Genomic DNA, 19,571 nt, shown 5'->3' with positions numbered 1-19,571 from the left:
ATGCTAACACTCGCAAATCACACCTTCCCTTCCCGCCTGTTAACTGGCACCGGCAAATTTAGTAACCCAGATACCATGAAAAGCGCAGTACAGGCAGCCAAGAGCAGCATGGTGACCTTGGCAATGAAGCGTGTCGCCAGCCATAGCTCACAAGATGAAACGCTTTCAGCATTAAAAGCATTGGGCGTTACTCTTTTGCCGAATACGTCGGGAGCGAAGAGCGCAAAAGAAGCCATATTCGCCGCTGAACTTGCATACGAAGCATTAGGTAGCCCTTGGGTGAAGCTGGAAATTCATCCAGACCAACGCTACTTGTTGCCCGACCCCATCGAAACCCTGCTTGCCGCAGAGGCACTGGTTAAAAAAGGGTTTCACGTTTTGCCTTACTGCGGAGCAGACCCCGTTTTATGTAAACGCTTAGAAGAGGTAGGCTGCGCTGCCGTTATGCCATTGGGCGCGCCTATTGGCAGTAATCAGGGCTTACAAACCAAACCCTTTTTGCAAATTATTGTTGAGCAAGCGTCGATACCCGTCATTGTAGATGCAGGCATTGGTAAGCCAAGCGAAGCTATGGCGGCCATGGAGCTGGGAGTAGATGCGGTACTGGTGAATACGGCCATCGCCACTGCTAAAGACCCAGTTGCTATGGCAGCAGCTTTCGCAAGCGCCGTAGAAACGGGGCGAAAAGCCTTTGAAGCTGGACTTGGTGCTACCAGCAGTTTTGCCCAAGCCTCTAGCCCGCTTACCGCCTTTTTGGAGCCGGCGGTATGAAGGTAGCGCAGGCATTAATGCAGCAAGACTTGTCGCATGTGGCTATGTCGATAAACAGCAAAACAGCGGGCGACGTAGAACGAGCGCTAGGTAAAAATACACTTTCTTTAGACGACTTCATGGCGCTGATTTCTCCCGCTGGCGCTATGTACTTAGAAGCCATGGCCTATCGCGCTAAAGCAATGACTCGCCATCGCTTTGGCAATACCATGCAGCTGTTTGTACCTTTGTATTTATCAAACTTGTGTGCCAACGAATGTACCTATTGCGGCTTTACCATGAGCAACAAAATAAAGCGCAAAACCCTGTCTATAAGCGAAGTGTTGACCGAAATTGAAGCTATTAAAGATTTAGGCTTTTCACAGGTGTTACTGGTTACTGGCGAACATGAAACCAAAGTGGGGAAGGAATATTTTGAGCAAACACTAAGCGCCATTCGCGAAAAGGTGAGCTATCTTATGATGGAGGTACAACCTTTAAAGCGCGAGCAATATGAAACCTTGAAGCACCTGGGCTTAGACGCAGTGTTAGTGTATCAAGAAACCTACTCACCCCAGCATTACGCTAATTACCACACTCGAGGAAAAAAACAGGACTTCTTATGGCGCTTAGAAGCCTCCGATCGCATAGGAAAAGCCGGCATTGATAAAATAGGCATTGGCGCACTACTTGGTTTAGGCGACTGGCGGGTTGATAGCGCCATGACCGCCCTTCACGGCAAGTTAATACAGCAACACTACTGGCAAAGCCGTGTATCTATTGCTTTTCCGCGTCTTCGTAGCTGTGAAGGTAACAGCACCGGGGGCAATGCCCAAACCAACAGTAAACTCCCTAACGAGCGAGATCTGCTGCAGCTAATATGCGCACACCGCATTTTTAACCCACAAGCAGAACTCTCGCTGTCTACCCGAGAGTCGGCGATATTTCGGGATGGCGTAATGCCGCTTGGCATAACCTCTATGAGTGCTGCCTCGCAAACACAGCCTGGCGGTTACAGCGCCCCATCGAAGGCACTAAATCAATTCGATATTGACGATAACCGATCTGTATCAGATGTCGTGAGCGCACTTTCAATGAAAGGACTGGAACCCGTATGGAAAGACTGGATGCCGTTTACAGAACGTGTTTAAGCGCAAGAATATCTGTATTTTTCGTTTGAAAACTCGCGCTAAAAGAGCGTACTTTTAATGGATTAATCGATTAGTTTTTGTAAGGGAAAATAAGAGAAAATTTGTTTTGCTTTCGTGCAAAACCCTCCGTACAATCCGCCCAAATTTTAGCCAGACACTTTACCTATGCGTCTGGCTTTTTTGTCTCATTTATCTCATATTAGATTTATCAAAACTAAAGGGCAGTGCGTTGGATACCGTTGAATTTATTCAAATTCGTAGATTTATAGTGAAGCTAGGCAAAATGCTGCACAAGTACGGTACCCCTGCGTTCCGACTTGAAGCTTACCTAGGTGAAGTCGCTAAGTATTTAGGCGTACACGCTTCATTTATTTCAACGCCAACTTCACTGACTTTTGTTATCTGGAGTGACCGTCACGAAGACGAATATAACCACGCTGCGCGTTTGCTTCCAGGCGAGCTAGACATGAACGCGTTGTCGCTCACCGATGAACTGGCCAGCGAACTGCTGTCGGGCAAATTAACCTTAAGTGAAGCTGACAAGCGCTTAAATGAAATAGATGCCATGGGCAGCCCTTATGGTAAATGGGTGACAGGCGTTGCCTTTGCTATGGCCACCGGCGCGTTTGCTATGCTAATGGGTGCAAGCTGGAGTGAAATTGGCTGGTCGGGTGCCTTGGGTATTGTGGCTTATCTTTGGACCTTATGGGCACAGCAGTCTAAACGCGTAAACTTGATGCTAGAGCCTGTCACCGCGTTCGTTGGCGGCATTCTTGCCTGTGCTATTGGTCAATACGTTGACCCTGGCATTAACATTCCGCTGGTTGTGCTTTCATCGGTGATTGTATTTGTACCCGGACTAGCGCTGACAATGGGCCTTGCCGAGCTTTCATCGCGAAACATGGTGTCGGGCACGGCTCGTACCATGGACGCCATCATGCAGCTGTTTAAGCTGTATTTCGGTGCTTTTTTGGGTGTGTCAGTGGGCTTTAGTGCATTTGGTGAAAACGTGTATACCCCTGCAGAATCGCTGCCTTACTGGGCTACTTGGCTAGCGGTATTCTTGCTGTGTATTGCCCTAGTTGCAATATTCAGAACGCGTATTAAACACATTCCATGGGCATTGGCAGCAGCATTTATTGCCTACAGTGCTACCGCATGGAGCTCTGATTACATGAGCCCTGGGCTGGGCGCGTTCGTGGGTGCGTTTGCATTAGGCATTTTTGCGAATGCGTTCACCCGCATTGCTAACCAACCCGCGACCATTGTGGCTATGCACGGACTTATAGTGCTGGTGCCGGGGTCTAAGACCTATATTGGCTTGAACTCGTTTATGACGGGCCAAGACTTTGTGAAGGCAGACCATTTGGGACAGGAAGTATTTCTTATCTTTATGTCGCTAGTGGCGGGATTAATCTTTGCTAACGTGGTGGTGCCCACTAAAAAGGCGCTATAACGTAAATACAGTAACCTAAAAGGTTTCGCGTTAGAGCGCGGCTGGTACCGCTAGGCTGCGCAAAATCAATAGCGCAGCCTAACAAGCAGGCAAGACGCGCTATTTAAGTAACTTGATCAACGCTCGCCCTAAACGGGCGTTGAGCGCGCCCGCAGCAATCGCTTCAGCAGAATTTTCCATAAACTTCGCCGACAAGCTGCCGCCAATTTGATTGGCAACTTCGTCGGTAGCTAAGTCAAACACGCCTTGCGCCGCAATGTTTTGCGCCAACACTTTAAGCAACTTCCAGTTGCCTGCTGTACTTGGTCTTAGTCCATACACGCGGGCCATTCGACGAATGGTACGAAAGCTAATCCATACCACAGCAAAAGTTTGAATAAGATTATTGGGGCTTATAAAAGCAAGGCTTCCGGCGGTCACCGACTCTTTATTCAGCACCTTGTGCGCCTTTTCCTGAACAGGTTTTAGTACCGTGTCTTCGTACAGGCCTAATCGTTCTGGGCCTGACATATCGTCTTGAAGCTGCTGCTTATAACGGTCGAAACAATGCGCTGCGTAAGACCCTCGCGAAAAGCGTTTGCCGTGCTGGCTTAGCACGCGATCAATTTTCTGTGGCGATGCTTCTGTTCCCGCTGATGGATTTTGTTTCGCTGAAGGCTCTTTCTGCGCTGAAGGCTCTGTCCCATTACTAGCCAGCAAATCTCGGATAACGCTTGCATCTTCCATCGCCGTATTTACTTGCTTGTAGCCTCGCCACTCTTTAAAACTCAAAAAGCTAAAGCAGCTAACAAACCCAACTAATAGCGCGCCCAGTACGCCCGTACCGATGGGGTGTTCAGAAACATTTGCCGCAAGGGTGGTATAAGCTTCAAAAACGAAAAAGCCAATTAATGAAACCACACCAAACCCTAATGTTGCCGCACCTAACGACAGGCCACCTTTTTTAGTATCCACTTCCCATACATCCTCGGTAACTTGTTGCGGGAGTTTGGTTTCAGGCTGCGCTATGTCTAAGGTTTGTGTTTTAACTTTGGTTTTGTACTGCGGTTTTGTTACCGCATCACTTTCATGGTCATTATTAGGTTTACCATATCCAGTCACCGCATTATGCTGCTCTTCCTCACCGACACCGCCGTAAATTGCATCGCTTCTAAGCGTAGACTGGCTTGTTTCTTCTGGGCTTTCGTCAAATGTATAAGGTTTATCGCTCATTCTTACTCTCCTTTGCCCAGTAAAAACTGAAGCAATCTATCTACGCCCTTACCCGCTAAAATACGCGCCTTAAAATCGCTAGGCACACTCACATCAGGTACTGGAAAATGGCTGCCCTCTTCCATCTCTTTCAGTGTGCTGGGAATAGGTTCGAACGTAGATTCTACATAGCGGCCATCAGTGTCTTTATAACGAATAGCATCGTCGTTACTACCTTCGTCGGTTACTTGCATGCTAGACACTAAAAAATGCTCGAATTGTATGGGTTTACCGTCAAACCGTGCTCTCGCCCCTTCGGTTATCTGGGTAAGTAAATTAAGTAAATTAGCGCGCTGACTTACAGGCACTAAATCAGACTTAGTGGCCACAAACGCCACTCTGCCTATTTGTTCTTTTTTCAGCACATTGCGTGAAAACCACGTGCTTTGCCCGTACACAAAGGTGTCGGCCAAATGACTCAGAGTTTCTTTTAACTGATATAAATGCTGTCTGCTGTGGTTAAGCCCTTCAAACAAATCGACAAGAATTATCTGCTTGTCGGTTTCTTTGAAAATGGACTGCTTCAGCGGCGTTAACCACCCACTTTGGAATTTAGCAAAGTGCTTGTCGAATATTTTAAACCAAGGGTGTGATACATCGCTGGTGATGCTAGTCGGAAGCGGCGTAAAACCAAAGGCCTGCCAATCGAAGTCGCTCGATTCCAATAAAAAACTGCCCGGTTGAAGAAGAGATATGCCGTTGGCCTTCGCGTCTACTAAATAATCGCGATAGGCATTAACCAGCAGCTGAATACGTTGTTCGGTTGGCTCTTGCTCAAAATCAAACTGATTAACAAACGCTTTCCACTGGTTGGCAAAATACTGCTGCGGCCCACTGCTAAGCTGAGCCCACGCAGAGTCTGACCAATGTGCATAGGTTTTACTTAGCATGGGAATGTCGGTCACCCATTCTCCAGGGTAATCAATAAACTCAAACACCACATCGCTATGAGGCAGTACATGACGCTTCAATGAGGCGGTTTCTTTTAAACGCACCACCAGCTTAAAACCGAATGCTTCTTCGGTGGCCTTAGGCCATTGGCCGTTTTCAAGATCAGCAATGTTCTGTATATGCGGGAACGGTTTGTAGCCTTCAATGGGCTCTATGCGCATATCAAGCACTTGGGATGGCGGCAAATAACGTAGCAAAGGCAAACACGCATAGCCCTCTTCACTACGGCTTTTCAGCATAGTGATAAGGCTGGTGAACAGCATAGATTTACCGCTTCGACTTAGCCCAGTAATGGTGAATCTGTGAGTTTCTTTGTTAAACACACTGCTAAGTTTGTCGCCAGTTAGCGACGCCATTGCCCGAGTCTTGTCAAAAAGCGTAGCGATATTTTTTTGCATTATTTTGTTTGTATTCTGCCTTTGCAGTTCCTATTCCCTTAAACCTAAACCTTTAAAAATAATACCCAGAGAGTGCGGCCTATACATTATTGCCCTCTCGTTATTATAGATATGCCTATAGGATTAATGTGGTTATTAAGAGGGAAAAGCAAGGGCAGTGCCAGCTAAACACGCCGCTTCGTAAATAAGTAACGCTAACGACGGCTAATAAACTAATGCTCGCGAGTCTTATTGAATAGCTTTTTCTTTATGCGATTTTTACTGGAATGCCAGTGATTCTTAGGTTTGCGCGGCGCGTTCTCAATAACGTGTTCAAAATCGATATCCGACTTTTTGGTGGGCGGAACGTGAGCACAAAAGAATGTATCAATATGTGACTGGGCCAGCTTCTTTAAGCTTTCGCGGTATTGGTTTGGGTGACATAACGGATATGGCGGTACTAGTTCACCTTTCACCTGTACCAATACATCGGCAATGTAAGCCTGCTGCGTGGGAATGTGCTTTAGCGTTAAATCGTGGTCGGTATGGCCCGGCGTGTACATAACCTGCCAGTCAGGAAAACCGGGCAGTAACTGATTGTCGGCAAGCGTCATATCTGGCGCTAGTATTGGGTTGTACCAAATAAGCATTCTTGGCTTGCCAATACGATTGGCCACCCACCAGGTTAGCAACAAATCTATGCCGTGAGCAGTACGCCCGGCAAACCCAGCATACCAATTAATCGCTTTGGGATGAGATGCCACCTGCGCACCAGTACGTTCACGTAGTTTAATGGCGCCTCCGGCGTGATCTGGGTGCATATGTGTAACCACAATCAGCTTTAAGTCACTTAACGGACGACCTAAGGTTTGCGTAATGTATCGACACACGTTGTCTACATCGGCGCGGCTACAGCCATCAAGCAATAGCAGCCCGTTACTGTCTTCAACAAGATAGATATGCTGTATGTAGCCTGCTAATGTGTGAATTTTCATTACTGCTTCCTTTTCACCCGAGCTCGCGCCAACCGTGCTATCTGACATACCTCATGTACGCTAGCACTAAACCCCGCCAATCGCTGGCAAAGTGTGAGCTGCGTGATAATGCCTATAGCGCTGAATCCTATCAGAACCTATCTGGTAAGACCAGATTCAGCGAACAAGTGTAGCATTAAATTGCGTAACCACATTAGCCCGGGCTCGCCTTCCTGCTGGCTATGCCAGTAAAGGTGTGTTTCCAACGCGGGAAGCTGATACGGCAGTTTGGTGCTAATCAGGTTATCATCGCTTACCGCATCAGCCACAGAGCCTGGCAAAGTTAACAAAGCGTTAGTGCTAGCCACCACATCTGCCGCGGCGCGATAGTTTTGGCAACGCCATAATGAAGGACGGCTTATACCTAGTTGCTGCAGCGCAATTTCTTCTACCGACGCCCCTTTTGCCCGGTTCGACACCGTTATATGGCGTGCCGCCACATACTTCTTCTTATCTATATTTTGTGCCAACGGGTTTTGCTTATTCATAAGCACCTTGTAGGTGTCGCGGCGCAATAGTGAGTGAGAGATGGGCGCAGCGACGGCGCGACCAATATCAATAACAAGGTGTAGATTTCGATTTGTTAAGTCTGCCAGCATTGTATCTCGATGTAAGCGAGTGCTTACTATTTCGACATTAGGTGCTTGTTTTTCAAGGGTTGAAAGCAGGACAGGTAAAACGCCTAATTCAAGAGACTCTTGCATGGCAATAACAAAGCGCTGATGGCTGTGTAACGGGTCGAAGTCGGCAAACTCCCCCAATGCTTTTCGGATATCGCTTAGGGCTTTAAGAATAGCGGGCGCTAACCGTTCGCAGGCCGCAGTAGGCAACATGCTTTGTTTTTCTTTAACAAAAAGTGGATCGCCCAAAATATCCCTAAACCTGCGCATGGCATGGCTAACCGCCGATGGCGTAATGTGGAGCGCTTCAGCTACGCGGGTCATATTCCTATGCTGCCAAAGCGCTTCAAAAACCTTTAGCAGGTTTAGATCCAACTTCTCGAATTGTCTGTTTTCGAACATTGCCACCACCATGAATGAGATTCACACCATTTAAGGATTATATTTCATTTCATTCACTTAACAACTTTCTCTACTATGCGTTTAACGAACAGTTATCGCACGCTTTAGAGACAGTCCCTACATTTTAACTTGCGGCGACCCAAGTGCGAGATGCAAAGCAAATACTCTCTATATTTAATTAGTACAATTTCAACGAATGTAAAAAGGTGCCCTATGGATTTTTCACATAACGACAAAACCAAAGCCTTACTAGAGAAGCTCGATAATTTTATAGCCGAGCATTTAGCGCCAATTGAAGATGAAGTTTACGACTTTCACCATAAAGAAAATAATCACGGTGACTGGAAAAGCTGGAAGCTGCACCCTGGTACTGAAGCGCTTAAAGCTAAAGCGCGTGAAGCTGGGCTAGCCAACCTATTTTTGCCCGATGCTGAATTAGGTCAGGGCCTAACCACGCTTGAATATGCACCTATGGCAGAGCGCATGGGAAAATACCTCTTTGCACCAGAGATTTTTAACTGTAATGCGCCTGATACCGGCAATATGGAAGTGCTGTATCACTTCGGTAGCGACGCTCAAAAAGAGAAATGGCTTAAACCATTGCTAGCAGGTGAAATACGCTCGGTGTTTGGTATGACAGAGCCTGATGTTGCTTCGTCTGACGCCACCAATATGGCCGCCACCATTATTGAAGATGGCGATGACGTAGTCATTAATGGTAAAAAGTGGTGGTCGACAGGGTTAGGCCATCCTAACGCTGCTATAACCATATTCATGGGCTTATCTAACCCCGATAACGACAAGCACAGTCGCCACAGTATGGTCGTAGTGCCGCTTGATACACCAGGGATCACCATTAAGCGCATGCTAGATGCCTACGGCGATTACGATGCGCCTTACGGCCACGGGGAGATGCATTTCGATAATGTGCGCGTGAGCAAAGACAACCTAATTATGGGTTTAGGCAAAGGCTTTGCTATTGCACAAGGGCGCTTGGGCCCGGGCCGTATTCACCACTGCATGCGCGCTATCGGCATGGCAGAAAAAGCGCTAGAGCTTGCTCTTAAACGCGGTCACGAACGGGTTGCGTTTGGTAAACCAATCATACGCTTAGGTGGCAACTTAGAACGCGTAGCCGATGCACGCATGGCTATTGAGCAAGCGCGTTTACTCACGCTCCACGCCGCTTGGAAAATTGACAACTTAGGCGTAAAGCACGCTATGACCGAAATATCAGCCATTAAAGTGGTGGTGCCGAATATGCTACAAAGCGTGGTGGATATGGCACTACAAATTCACGGCGGTGCGGGTATGTGTAGCGACTTCCCACTGGCGCGATTTGCCGCTGGTGCAAGAGCCCTTCGCTTAGCTGATGGCCCTGACGAAGTGCATAAAGGCATGGTGTCACGACTAGAGCTTAAGAAGTATCAGTAGTTATAATTGATACAAAAAATGCGGCTTCATTAAGCCGCATTTTTTATAGGTTAAACAGCTAAACTGGACAGCGCTAGTTGCCTTCTTTACGCTGCTCAATGCGCTGGTGAATAGCGTCTAGTTTAGTAAAGCTATCAAATAGTTCTGGATGGGTGGCAATCAACGCTGCAACATGCTCGAATGCATCTTCTCTCGTGTCGTTAGTAAGAAAGCGAATATGGTCATCGCTGGGTAAGCGGTTAAAATCAATTCCCGGGCCAGTAGACGAGACTTGCATCATCATTGAACGAAAGTCTTTCACATAACGCGGTTCGCAACTTTTACGGGCAATTTGGCTTCCAATTGGCTTGTGGTATTTACAGATTACGTCGAACTTTGCGACCTCATTAATGCTGTTATACAACTCTAGGAACTCGAAACGTTGCTTGTCGAATGCGCGTTTCAGTTGAGGAGAAGTTTTCTCACCTACTACGTCGATTGTTTCGTAGCTTTGTTTATCGGTCTGTGCGGCGAGGTGGCCGCCAAGAAAAATACCTAACGTTAGTACTGACAACTTAACGGTACTTGGGAACACTTTGTTTAAGTGTTTATTCATTTGAAACTCCATCTTCTGAACGTTCTAAAACAATAGCAACTGGTCTAATTTTAATCAATTAATAAAAATTTAAATTAAGAGTCTAAGCAAACTGTTTCATTAATGATGAATCACAAACAAAAAATGCGGCCTATGCCGCATTTTTGTCATTCATGTTTTGGTTCATATTAGAACGTATATGATGCACTCAACTGAGCGTTGATTCCCGCACCGTAGTAACCAACCGTATGTAGGCTGTTAATGTACTTCTTGTCGAAGATATTATTGATGTTCATGCGAACGGTGAAATCTTCTGTAAATGCATGTGAAGCATAAACGTTGCCTAAGAAGTAAGCGCCCTGCTTAACATTGTAGTCTACGTTGCTGATTTCAGACTGCCATCTACCGCCAAAACCTACTTCAATTTCTGGCGCTTGCGGTACGGTGTAACCTAGTTGGAACGTCACTACATCACGTGGTGCCCATAGGTTAGCGTCGTTACCTTGCTCGTCTTCTACATCAATGTTGGTGTAAGACGCGTTAATGCGCAGATCATCAGTTAACTGGCCCGCTAGCTCAATTTCAAAACCGTCAGACTCTACCGATACGCCTTTGTAGTAGTACTGAAGAGTTTCAGGGTTAGTACCTGCGTATGCTGCCAAGTTATCTTGTTCAGCGGTGAAGTAAGCGAAAGTTGTTAGTAGTCTGTCGTTGAACCACTGTGCCTTGAAGCCCGCTTCAAAGTTCTTACCCTTAGTTGGGTCAAGGTATTGGCCGTTTACGTCATACTGTTCTTGTGGCTGGTATACGTCAGAGTAGCTCACATACGCATTAACATCTTCTGTTACCGCGTAAGTCGCACCAACATAAGGGCTGGCTTCGCTTTCTGAGTTATCGATAACCGCGCCCGCGTTTTGGCCAGTACGCTCGAAGTCGATCGCGTTAAAACCAGCAATGATGTGCATTGCGTCTGTTACGCTGAATCGAGCAGAGCCGAAGTAACGTGTTAGTGTTTGCTCAATATTTGAGTACTCAGACACACCTAACCACTCTGGCTCAGCAATCGCATCCAAGCCGTATGGGAATGCTGGTGTTGGGCCGTATGCAGGAGTAGTAGCGTAGTCAAACGCATGAACAAAAGACACGTCGTCGCTAGTAGCGTGACTTACACCAAAGTTAACTTCATGGCTGCGACCAAACAGCTCGAAATCACCGAATACACGGCCTTCTAACAGGTGAGAGTCAATTTCAGAATCGTAACGACCTGGCCAGCCAACTAAACCAAGGCCAGTCTCTTTATCAATGGCACCGTAAGCATAAAACAGCTTACTTTCATCTTCGTAACCACGGAAGTTATAGCTAAGTAGCAATTGCCAATCGTTGTCGAACTCATAGTCTAGTTCAACAAAGGCGTTAGTGGTTTCAGTATCCCACTTGGTCCATTCTTGCGTAGTGGTGTCATTAATATCCCACTCAGCTTGCGTACCGTCGGTATAGTTGAATACTAGCCCGCCCCACGTGTTGCCGTCGGTATTGGCGTCTTGGTATGACAAACCGAAGGTTATCGTTGCGTTATCCGTTAGCTGACCGTCAATAACGCCGTATACAAAGCCGCGATCGTTTTCTAGACCATCTAGGTGAGACTCTTTATCTTCAAAGCTACCTACTACACGCGCCGCCCAGCTGCCGTCTTCTGTAAGCAGCATAGAGTAATCGCCTTGAACACGCTTGAAGTTGTAAGAGCCAACGCTTGCACCCACTTCGCCGCCTTCTTCGTTAGTAGGGCGTTTGCGCACATAGTTGATGGTACCTGACGCGTTACCTACACCAGTAAGCAGGCCGTTCGCACCACGAATAACTTCAATTTCTTCGTAGCCGTAAGCTTCAACCGAACCGGTAACAATACCCCAGTCGTTAGGCAGGCCTACACCATCAATTTGGGTATTTTTAATTTCAAAACCACGTGCTGTGTAGTTAGTACGGTTAGTTTCCCACTCTTCTACGTTAATACCAGGCGCTAGCTTTAGTGCGTCATTAATGTTGAACGCACCGAACGACTGCATAAGGTCTTCAGAAAGAATACTGATAGACTGAGGCGTTTCACTGATTTCCATGGTTAAGCCAGTTGCACCGCGGCTAACACGGTTTTGGCGAACACCTACAATACGAATTTTTTCTACGTCTGCTTCTTTAACTTCTACTGTATCGCTTTGAGTTGTTTGCGCATTTACCGACAAAGCAAACGCGATAGGCGTTAGTGCAAATAAACTGCTTAGTTTCATGGTTTTCTCTGTTATTTGGTTATGAAGGGTTAAGAACTTTACGGCGGGGGAGTATAAGATAAATTAAAGCTAATTTGAATGATAATTATTGCTATTTAAGTTTCTAAAAAGAGATTTCACAAAATGGTAAAGGTAGCTGCGTTTGTGGGAATGCGATAATCTGTACCTCAGATCAGGGAGGCATCGACATTTTGACTAGCAGTACAAAAAACACCATTAAGCATTACAGTGAAAAAGCGCAGCATTACTTCGACTTATACAATTCGGTTGATGCAGAAAGTGTGCACACTGATTGGAAAGCATTTTTACAGCAAGCTGAAGCAGGCTTTGCGTTAGACGTAGGCGCTGGGGGTGGCCGCGATGCAAATTGGTTAGCCGAAAAAGGATGGAAAGTAATAGCTGTAGAGCCTGCAAATGAGCTAAGAAACCTAGCACAAGCCAATTCACATAACAGTGTTACATGGTGTAACGCCAGCTTACCTGCGCTTACCACCCTACCCCAAGCGCCAAAAACATACGACCTAATACTGCTTTCTGCTGTTTGGATGCATTTACCAGAATCTGAAAGGCCACTCGCGTTAAACCGTTTAGCTGATTTACTTTCAGAAAATGGAATCATGTATATAAGCCTTCGTTTCGGCTCCAATGATGATGCAAGGCCCATGCACCCTGTCAGTTATGAGGAATTGGCGACTTTAGCGCAAAGCAACGGACTAACTGCACGCAATTTAAACCCTGTTCCAAGCCAAGATGGCTTGCAGCGTGATGATGTAAAGTGGGTTACGGTTGAAGTGGTGAGGGGATAATGACTGCCTCAAATTATCTGGTTACCGGTAGAAACAAGCAGTACCTTCTACATGAAATTCGCGACGCCCTAAAAAATGCGACAAGTATAGAAATCGCAGTTTCGTTTATTCGTATGTCGGGCCTGAGCCTTATCATTCAAGACATTGAAGATGCGATGAATTCGGAAGAGCGCAATGTAAAGTTGTCATTGCTGACTTCAGACTATATGAACATAACTGAACCACAAGCCTTGAAGCGTTTAATGTTGCTTAAGGAACGAGGTGCTGAAATTCAAATCTTTGAAAGTAAGCAAGCCACCAGCTTTCATTTAAAGTCATATATTTTTGTCAAAAATAGTGGCAAAACGTTAACCTCAGCCAGAGCGTTTGTTGGCTCTAGCAACATCAGTAAAACTGCACTTACCGACGGTATTGAGTGGAACTACCGAATTGACTATCCAAACGACAACGATAGAGAAGCGATAGCTAGAATTGAGGAAATTCGAGAGCAGTATCGCTACCTCTTCACTTTGCCTCAAGTTAAGCCATTAACTTATGACCTAATAGCTGATTACGAAATTAGGTACAACACTGCAAGAGTTGTTACACCAACTCACTCTGCTGCATCTTTACCAGATGAAAAAGAGCATGAAATTCCGGAGCCAAGAGTGCACCAAGTAACAGCACTAGCAGCACTAGAGCAGGCTCGAGAAGGAGGGATTCAGAAAGGTCTAGTGGTACTAGCAACAGGTATGGGTAAAACATACTTAGCGGCTTTTGATGTTGCGCAGATAAATGCAAAAAAAGTACTTTTTGTAGCACATCGAGAAGAGATATTACTTCAAGCAGAGGCTAGCTTTCTTAAGATACACCCAAACAAAAAGGTAGGTCGATACAGTGGAGGGCAAAAGGATGAAGAATATGACTTTCTATTTGCCTCTATCCAAACAATTGGACAGTCGTCTCATCTAGCTAAGTTTCCAGCTGTTGCTTTTGATTATATCGTTGTGGATGAGTTTCATCATGCCGCTGCGGGTGGTTATCAACGATTATTAGAGCATTTCACGCCGTCATTTTTGTTAGGTTTAACCGCAACACCGAATAGGACTGACGGTAGCGATATCCTCGAACTATGTGACAACAATCTTATTTACCAGCAAGACCTGTTCGATGGCGTAAAAGCAGATGTGCTATGCCCTTTTTCTTATTTCGGTATTTTCGACAAAGAAGTAGATTACGAGCACCTGCCCTGGCGCAATGGTAAATTCGACCCCGAAAAGCTATCTAATAAATTAGCGACCAAAGGCCGCGCAAAACATGTTTTCACTGAGTGGAAGTCAAAGTCTCAAGATGTATCACTGGCTTTTTGCGTATCGCGCAAACACGCCGATTACATGGCAGATTACTTTAATCAACAAGGTGTAGCAGCAGCGAGTGTTCACTCGGACTCTTCACTTACGCGCAGCGAAGCCTTAGAGAAACTTAACAACGGTAAAATTAAAATATTATTTTCGGTAGACCTATTCAATGAAGGCGTCGATTTACCGAAGATAGATACCGTATTAATGCTCAGGCCTACTGAATCGAAGATACTTTTTCTACAGCAAATGGGGCGCGGCCTTCGTAAAAGCGAAGGAAAGGATAGGCTTATTATTTTAGACTTTGTGGGTAATCACCATAGCTTTTTAAACCGCCCAGAAATGTTATTAGCTAGCATTATAGATGGCTCGCAAGGCCGTAAAAAAATGGTCGACCTTGCAAAAAATGCCAATAAACTACTTCCAGCCGGTTGTTACGTAAACTTTGACTTAGAATTTATCGATTTCCTAACAAGCCTATCTGAAGACGAGCTTGATATCCAATACGATAAGTTAAAAGAAACCTTAGGTAGAAGGCCTACTTATACAGAGCTCTATCAGTCAGGCGCGAGCTTAGAAAAGCTTAGACGAAATAGGGGATCATGGTGGGAGTTTGTTGATAGCAAGGGCGACCTCAAAGCTGACGAACTGGAAGTGCTTGAAGAGCACCTACAGTGGTTTAAAGATCTAGCTGTTACTCGTACTTCGAAGTGCTACAAGTTAGTATTAATCGCCACGTTAATTGAGCATAAAGCTTTTCAATCTCAGGTAAGTGTTGATGATTTAGCAGAGTGGGCACGACAGTGGTTTTTAGATAACCCAGAATGGATTTTAGATTTACCGGGAAGCAAACAACAATTGGCGTCGTTAAATAAATCAGAATGGCGAGCCCATTGGCGCAGTAATCCGATTAAGTTTTGGTGTACTGAAGAGCCTGAATCGAAGGTTTCATGGTTTAACATTAGCAATCAGCAATTTCATTTCAAACAAAGTATCACAGCAATTCAACATGATTTGTTTTTAGCAATGACCGTTGAGATTAATAACCAACGTCTTGCCAAATACAGACATAAGAAGTTAGCTATAACGGCCCCTTCTTCCAATAATATCGTTCAGTTTCACGAGAAAGTGCAGCTTCCCTTTTTCCCTGACATCAAAATAGCTTGCGGGCATTTCAAAACGGGCAACGCGGAGGCGTCCGAACTTGTAAATGCACCATATGGCTATGGAAATATAGACAACTCTCGACATTTCATCGCTCGTGCATCTGGTAATTCCATGAACGGCGGTAAGAACCCTATTTATGATGGTGACTACCTGCTTTTAGAGCAAATTACACCAAATAATGCTGGTAGTATTAGCAATACAATAGTCGCCATCGAAAGGCAGGATGAAACTGGCGACAATCAGTACTTGCTGAGAAAAGTACTCAAAAATCCAGATGGCTCTTATATATTGAGAGCAGCTAATCCAGATTATGATGATCTCATGGCAAGTGAAGAAATGGTGACTTTCGCGCGTCTAAAAGGAAAAGTCGACCCGCTTGAGCTTTTTGTAGGTCAAGAACTAATGCGTGAAGAGATCCCACCACTGTTTAATGAAGATTTTAACCCTGGAAATTGGCAATCGGGTCATGTCGTACTCAAAGAAAAGAGTGTTCAAATTTTGTTGGTTACCCTAAACAAACAAGGGAAAGGCAGCGAACATCAATACCATGATTACTTTATTGACGATAAACATTTTCATTGGCAGTCGCAAAACAGCACTTCACCAAGTAATAAGCGTGGCAGAGAAATAATTCAACATCAGAAATTGGGTAGCCGCGTTTATCTTTTCGTTCGAGAGAGTAAATTGAGAGGGAGAACAGCCTCACCTTTTATGTTCTATGGCGAGGTGAAATATATAAGTCATGAGAGTGAAAAACCGATGAATGTGACTTGGGAGTTATTGAGTTGAATTGTGAATAATCTAGGTAAATGCAAAGGTTCGCGGACTCATCATTTCAACTTAAAATTTTAAAGTACTTTGAAACAAGGACTGTACATGGAAATATTTTTCGTAATGACGATATCTCTTTTCCCCTTCGCGTTAGTGATACTTTTCGCCGCTTGCTACAACAAGATTACAGATAAAAAATCACGTATACCTTTTGACTATGCACGTACGGCACGAATCCCTGCCTTTACATTGTTGCAGCAGCATAGAGACTCTTCGCTAGACATGTTGGTATATGCACTACTCTCAACCTTATATTTCCAACTGCCTTTTTCATTACCAACAATTGCTGAGCTGCTAGGTTTCGTGGACGTATCAAAGAACTGGTTGATATACGGCATTATCTTTTTTGCAGCCGCTATTTATTCGCTGTCCAAAGCATTAAGAGCCTTCAGTAAAATTAGAATCGCCAGATTAGGAATAGAAGCCGAGTGGGCAGTTTCATTCGCTTTGTCGAAAATATCAGACAATAGAGTACGAGTTTTTCACGACGTACAGGCACCTAATTTCAATATTGACCATGTACTAACGTTCCCTGGAGGTGTGTTAGCTATCGAAACTAAAGGAAGGCGGAAACCAAACGTAAAAAACTCTAAGAGTTCTCACAAACTAACCGTAGAGGGCGAAAAAATTCAGTTCCCACATTACACAGATACGTCGACGGTTGAGCAAGCAAAGCGACAAGCAGATTGGCTAAGTAAGCAGTTAACTCAAAGCACCGGTATGAGTGTGGTAGCTAGTCCCGTAGTAGTTATTCCTGGCTGGTTCATAGAATATAAACAAAAGCCTGTTATTCCAATTATGAATCATAACTCATTAACCAAACACTATGCTTTGTCTAAAAAAACCGTATTAGACAATTCATCTCTAGATCGTATTAACCATCAACTTGAAGCTTTAACAATGCGAGGGTCGGATCTATTTTGATACGTAACTGGTCATTTTACCTCTAGAGATACTTGCTACAAACTTGAGCCTATGACCTTTGCCTCCGGAGAGCATTAACGCCAAACGGCATAGTTCGGGGATAACCGGCGAAAACAGACTTCACACAATTAATCAATAACTTAACCCCCATTAAGCCTGAGTTCAATTTACAACAATTAACCCCGGTGGTCACGGTCAAGTCACAACAAGTCGTCCAAAATATATGTTCAAATTGAACATATATCGACCACCCGAACCGTTCGCGGGATGTTTCCGAACAACTTATTTAGAGTAGTTTTCATGCTTGTTAAGTTTTATTTTTGGCTCAGAAAGCTTCATCCTTCGATCTGCTTTTTTAGTCTGTACTCAAAGTCTACGCCGGCAACAGTTTGCTTGATTAACTTTTCAAACTAACGGTGAGCTTGGCTTTAGTCCCGTCGTCTGAAGGACTCATATAAATTAAATTTTTATCCGTGCAGTAGTATGTGAAAGATGTATTTTTCCGAAGTGACAAAATGTTTGTGTACAATTTTCTATTAGGGTGCAATTATCAAATGAAAGATTCAGTAAGAGTTGTTAAGAACTACAAAAGATGGGGCATTCTTTGCCAGATAACTCCTTCTTCAAGACCCGCTATTTGAGAAATACTGAAGGAAGAAAGAGAAGAAAAAATATTGATGGGGCTTGGCAAGGTTTAATGGTCTCAATTTTATCGACTCGGCAAAGGTCAACTGGCGGTAATAATAGAACTAAAATTGCTTTAGGCTCACCATACCTTAAGTGGAGCGAGGTTTGTTCAAACGAAACTAATATTGCGAAGTACGTTCAGGGCTTCACTGATAATCGCAAAAAAGTACAATTTTTACTCGAAGCTTTTGAATGGCTTTCTGACGAGACAAACTGGCATAGGATTAAGTTGTACCAACGTAAAATTTTATCTGTAGACGTTGATCAGAGAGAGGAGCGATTGAAAATCGAACGTTCTGCAGCAAAATTATTAACTGATATACGAGGGATTGGCCCGAAGCAAAGTAGAAATTTTTGGCAATATCGAGGTTACTCAGTTTGGACCATACCTCTTGATTCTCGTGTACAAAAAATTATCACGCAAGCTCCATTTGGCATTAATCTTGATTTTAAGAGAGACTACGAGACAATAGAAGAACAGTTAGCTTTGTTATGCTCAAAAGCTAAAACATATCCATGTATGCCTGATGCATCGCTCTTCGACCTGGAAGCTATGGTTCGTGCAAAAGTTGGTCTACCGCCTTGAATTGAACAGCCCGTTAAATTCTAACAAAGCGCCTCCATCCACCTTTACTCAAGGGACAAATTTGCATAAACATTTAACGCACTGCGAAGGGCACTATTATCTTCAGACGAAAAAATGACACATTATTTTTCATCACATTCAAGGCGACGAAGCGAGAAGGCAAAAGTCATATACCTTCTAAGACCAAGACGTTTTCAAAACTTTTTTACCCAAATTAAGATAAAAAACCCCTTAAAAATACCTAGTTTCTTCTGAGCAAAAAAGAAAGTGAAGTTATGCTTCTCTTCAGTCCGGCTTTCTTGAGTTAAAACTCCTTACAATAGTGTTTATTACGCTGTTGGAGAGTCACTTATGAATGGAATTGTCGGGGCTGTAAAGCATGTCAGTGTCAGCAAGCTTCAGATACACGATCTTGCTTTGGGTGCGTATGATTGTTTAGCCATTTGTCGCTATATCGGTTCGCGAAAATTCTATTCCAGAATGACGACCGCTTTCCAAGAACTACCTTATGCAACCAAGTTACCACAAGGCCGTTTTGCACTGTTCTCAGGCTGGTCATATATAGAAACTTGCCCTCGCGATGCGAAAATCCATTTACTCTCCGTTGACGATGTAGCTGACAGTCTTATTACAGAATTATCTTGGGAATACATCTTATTCAAGTTGCTGACTAGCACTGAATATTCATCGGTTTTGAGTGCGGCTTATGCTTTTGCTCTTAACTGCCCACCTCACTTACAAGATGGTTTATTAGAACTGCCCACTATCACCTCCCCGACAGCCAAAGTTACAAAGTTACTTGGCGCGGATAGAAATACCATCCGGAGACACCTGAAGAAGCGCAACGGCTCGTGACGTGCTCCAATAGATTCACACACCCAGTTAAGAGATAATTATCTCAACTGGAGTGTATATGAAAACCCGAAAAAGCTACTCGAAAGAATTCAAACT

15 protein-coding genes are annotated in these 19,571 nt (G+C 44.6%); 9 read left to right on the top strand and 6 right to left on the bottom strand.

What is annotated here, in order from left to right; genetic code table 11:
• From MHM99_RS07610 to MHM99_RS07600, 3 genes are all read left to right on the top strand, one after another.
• The gene (locus MHM99_RS07610; RefSeq protein ID WP_239218800.1) at positions 1–771 is read left to right on the top strand and encodes a thiazole synthase; all 771 of its coding nucleotides are present in this window, start codon (positions 1–3) and stop codon (positions 769–771) included.
• Positions 768–1,901 carry a 2-iminoacetate synthase ThiH gene (thiH, locus tag MHM99_RS07605; protein ID WP_239218798.1) on the top strand — a complete coding sequence of 378 codons (1,134 nt, stop codon included), beginning with the start codon at positions 768–770 and terminating at the stop codon, positions 1,899–1,901. The genes MHM99_RS07610 and thiH overlap by 4 nt, the downstream gene beginning before the upstream one ends.
• A gap of 229 nt (positions 1,902–2,130) precedes the next feature.
• Positions 2,131–3,357, top strand: a complete 1,227-nt coding sequence (locus MHM99_RS07600; RefSeq protein ID WP_014947791.1) for a threonine/serine exporter family protein — start codon at positions 2,131–2,133, stop codon at positions 3,355–3,357.
• Positions 3,358–3,456: 99 nt separating this feature from the next.
• Here MHM99_RS07600 and MHM99_RS07595 read toward each other — a convergent pair whose 3' ends face one another.
• The 4 genes from MHM99_RS07595 to MHM99_RS07580 form a co-directional block, all read right to left on the bottom strand.
• Entirely contained in the window at positions 3,457–4,569 is a 1,113-nt protein-coding gene (locus tag MHM99_RS07595; protein WP_239218796.1) for a YcjF family protein, read from the bottom strand.
• Between the two features lie 2 nt (positions 4,570–4,571).
• Positions 4,572–5,957 (bottom strand): YcjX family protein, encoded by a 1,386-nt coding sequence (locus tag MHM99_RS07590; RefSeq protein WP_239218794.1) that lies wholly within the window; start codon positions 5,955–5,957, stop codon positions 4,572–4,574.
• A gap of 212 nt (positions 5,958–6,169) precedes the next feature.
• On the bottom strand, positions 6,170–6,931 hold the full coding sequence (locus MHM99_RS07585; RefSeq protein ID WP_239218792.1) for an MBL fold metallo-hydrolase: 762 nt from the start codon (positions 6,929–6,931) through the stop codon (positions 6,170–6,172).
• 137 nt (positions 6,932–7,068) lie between these two features.
• Positions 7,069–7,992, bottom strand: coding sequence for a LysR family transcriptional regulator (locus tag MHM99_RS07580; protein ID WP_075177690.1), 924 nt, complete (start codon positions 7,990–7,992; stop codon positions 7,069–7,071).
• A gap of 213 nt (positions 7,993–8,205) precedes the next feature.
• Here MHM99_RS07580 and MHM99_RS07575 point away from each other — a divergent pair, with 213 nt between their 5' ends.
• Positions 8,206–9,426 carry an acyl-CoA dehydrogenase family protein gene (locus MHM99_RS07575; protein WP_187446326.1) on the top strand — a complete coding sequence of 407 codons (1,221 nt, stop codon included), beginning with the start codon at positions 8,206–8,208 and terminating at the stop codon, positions 9,424–9,426.
• Between the two features lie 73 nt (positions 9,427–9,499).
• Here the strand turns inward: MHM99_RS07575 and MHM99_RS07570 are convergent, their stop codons facing one another.
• Together MHM99_RS07570 and MHM99_RS07565 are read right to left on the bottom strand one after the other, a co-directional pair.
• Positions 9,500–10,021: a hypothetical protein gene (locus MHM99_RS07570; RefSeq protein ID WP_239218790.1), complete on the bottom strand. Its 522-nt coding sequence runs from the start codon at positions 10,019–10,021 to the stop codon at positions 9,500–9,502.
• A gap of 167 nt (positions 10,022–10,188) precedes the next feature.
• On the bottom strand, positions 10,189–12,282 hold the full coding sequence (locus MHM99_RS07565; protein WP_239218788.1) for a TonB-dependent siderophore receptor: 2,094 nt from the start codon (positions 12,280–12,282) through the stop codon (positions 10,189–10,191).
• 191 nt (positions 12,283–12,473) lie between these two features.
• Here MHM99_RS07565 and MHM99_RS07560 point away from each other — a divergent pair, with 191 nt between their 5' ends.
• From MHM99_RS07560 to MHM99_RS07540, 5 genes are all read left to right on the top strand, one after another.
• Entirely contained in the window at positions 12,474–13,088 is a 615-nt protein-coding gene (locus MHM99_RS07560) for a class I SAM-dependent methyltransferase (RefSeq protein ID WP_239218786.1), read from the top strand.
• Positions 13,088–16,381, top strand: a complete 3,294-nt coding sequence (locus MHM99_RS07555; RefSeq protein ID WP_239218784.1) for a DUF3427 domain-containing protein — start codon at positions 13,088–13,090, stop codon at positions 16,379–16,381. Before MHM99_RS07560 ends, MHM99_RS07555 begins: the two co-directional genes overlap by 1 nt.
• A gap of 87 nt (positions 16,382–16,468) precedes the next feature.
• Entirely contained in the window at positions 16,469–17,347 is an 879-nt protein-coding gene (locus MHM99_RS07550; RefSeq protein ID WP_239218782.1) for a nuclease-related domain-containing protein, read from the top strand.
• Positions 17,348–17,951: 604 nt separating this feature from the next.
• Positions 17,952–18,620 (top strand): hypothetical protein, encoded by a 669-nt coding sequence (locus tag MHM99_RS07545; RefSeq protein ID WP_239218780.1) that lies wholly within the window; start codon positions 17,952–17,954, stop codon positions 18,618–18,620.
• A gap of 351 nt (positions 18,621–18,971) precedes the next feature.
• Entirely contained in the window at positions 18,972–19,475 is a 504-nt protein-coding gene (locus tag MHM99_RS07540; RefSeq protein ID WP_239218778.1) for a hypothetical protein, read from the top strand.
• Positions 19,476–19,571: the final 96 nt, after the last annotated feature.

Origin of the sequence: Alteromonas sp. MmMcT2-2 (assembly GCF_022348305.1) — a bacterium.
Taxonomy (GTDB): domain Bacteria; phylum Pseudomonadota; class Gammaproteobacteria; order Enterobacterales; family Alteromonadaceae; genus Alteromonas; species Alteromonas macleodii.
This window is presented reverse-complemented; position numbering and strand designations above follow the sequence as displayed.